1 protein-coding gene and 1 pseudogene are annotated in these 1,066 nt (G+C 66.1%); one reads left to right on the top strand and one right to left on the bottom strand.

The window, feature by feature from the left end; genetic code table 11:
• The first annotated feature begins 24 nt into the window (after positions 1-24).
• Positions 25-345 (top strand): transposase, encoded by a 321-nt coding sequence (locus tag KY661_RS37110; RefSeq protein WP_398577294.1) that lies wholly within the window; start codon positions 25-27, stop codon positions 343-345.
• A gap of 296 nt (positions 346-641) precedes the next feature.
• Here the strand turns inward: KY661_RS37110 and KY661_RS37105 are convergent.
• Positions 642-977 (bottom strand): annotated as a pseudogene (locus tag KY661_RS37105) (tyrosine-type recombinase/integrase); the annotation flags it as partial.
• Positions 978-1,066 lie beyond the last annotated feature (89 nt).

Below are 1,066 nucleotides of genomic sequence, written 5' to 3'. Positions count from 1 at the left end.
GAGCTCTACTGCGCCCGAGGCGACATGGAGAACCGCATCAAGGAGCAGCAGCTGGGCCTCTTCGCCGACCGGACGAGCGCCCACACGATGCGGGCCAATCAGCTGCGGCTGTGGTTTGCCTCCGTGGCCTACGTGCTGCTCAACCTGCTGCGGCACTTTGGCCTGAAGGGCACCGAACTCGAGCGTGCGCAGGCAGGCACCCTTCGGCTGAAGCTGCTGAAGGTGGCCGCCCTCGTGCGCGTCAGCGTCCGCCGCGTCGTGCTGTCCCTGAGCGCCGCTGCGCCGGTGAGAAACCTCTTCGCTCGCATCGCGGACCAGCTGCGCACCGTCCCCGCCCCCTCCTGACGCCCGCTGCTCTTTGACACTCTCGCGCAGGCCCAACTCCGGCGGGAGAGGGCCGCGCTTTGCCCGTTGCTGAATTCAGAACCAACACCAGGCAAGGCGCGAGGGCCTCGGCGGGCTCCGCTACGACACCAGCCCTATGTCCCTGCCCGGTGTGACCGATCCGGGCTAGCGGCAGCAATTCTCTGCTACGAATAGAGGTTTCGCACCGCCCGGCGCGGGTTCGATTGCGTCGCCTCCATCCCGAGAAACCCAGCAGCCTTAAAGGGTTGCTGGGTTTTTCTTTGTCCTCGTTTTCATCATGTGCCCTCAGTGTGCCCCTCTGGCGTCTCTAGCCCAGAGCGGCGCGGCTGGGGGACGGGCCGATCCAACTCCTGCACCGCGCTCTCCCGCGCCTCGGGTGACAGGTGCGCGTACCTCATGGTCATCTCGATGGTTGCGTGGCTCATCAACTCCTGGATGACCTTGAGAGCAACGCCCCGCATCGGGAGGTGGCTGCCGTAGGTGTGGCGCAGGTCGTGCCAGCCGATGGAACCCTCCGGGCGGCTGACACCCGCCATGCGCAGCGCCCGCAGGAGCGGGTGCTTGGTCATCCCAGCGGTAAGCGACTGGCCGTCCGGCTGGCAGAACTCGTAAAGGGGTCCACTCTAGCAGGCCGCTGAAAAAGTAAGAGATGAGGGGCTTACGTCCCGCTGGGTGGTCATTTTCCTGGCGGGGCCTGCGC

The sequence above is a fragment of the Allostigmatella hybrida genome, from assembly GCF_020103775.1.
Lineage (GTDB): Bacteria > Myxococcota > Myxococcia > Myxococcales > Myxococcaceae > Hyalangium > Hyalangium aurantiaca.
The sequence above is the reverse complement of the archived record's forward strand: the minus strand, read 5'-3'. Positions and strand labels throughout refer to the sequence as shown.

Excerpts from the sequence above, each read along its gene's own strand:
- KY661_RS37110 (WP_398577294.1), top strand. The coding sequence starts at position 25 with ATGGAGAACCGCATCAAGGAGCAGCAGCTGGGCCTCTTCGCCGACCGG.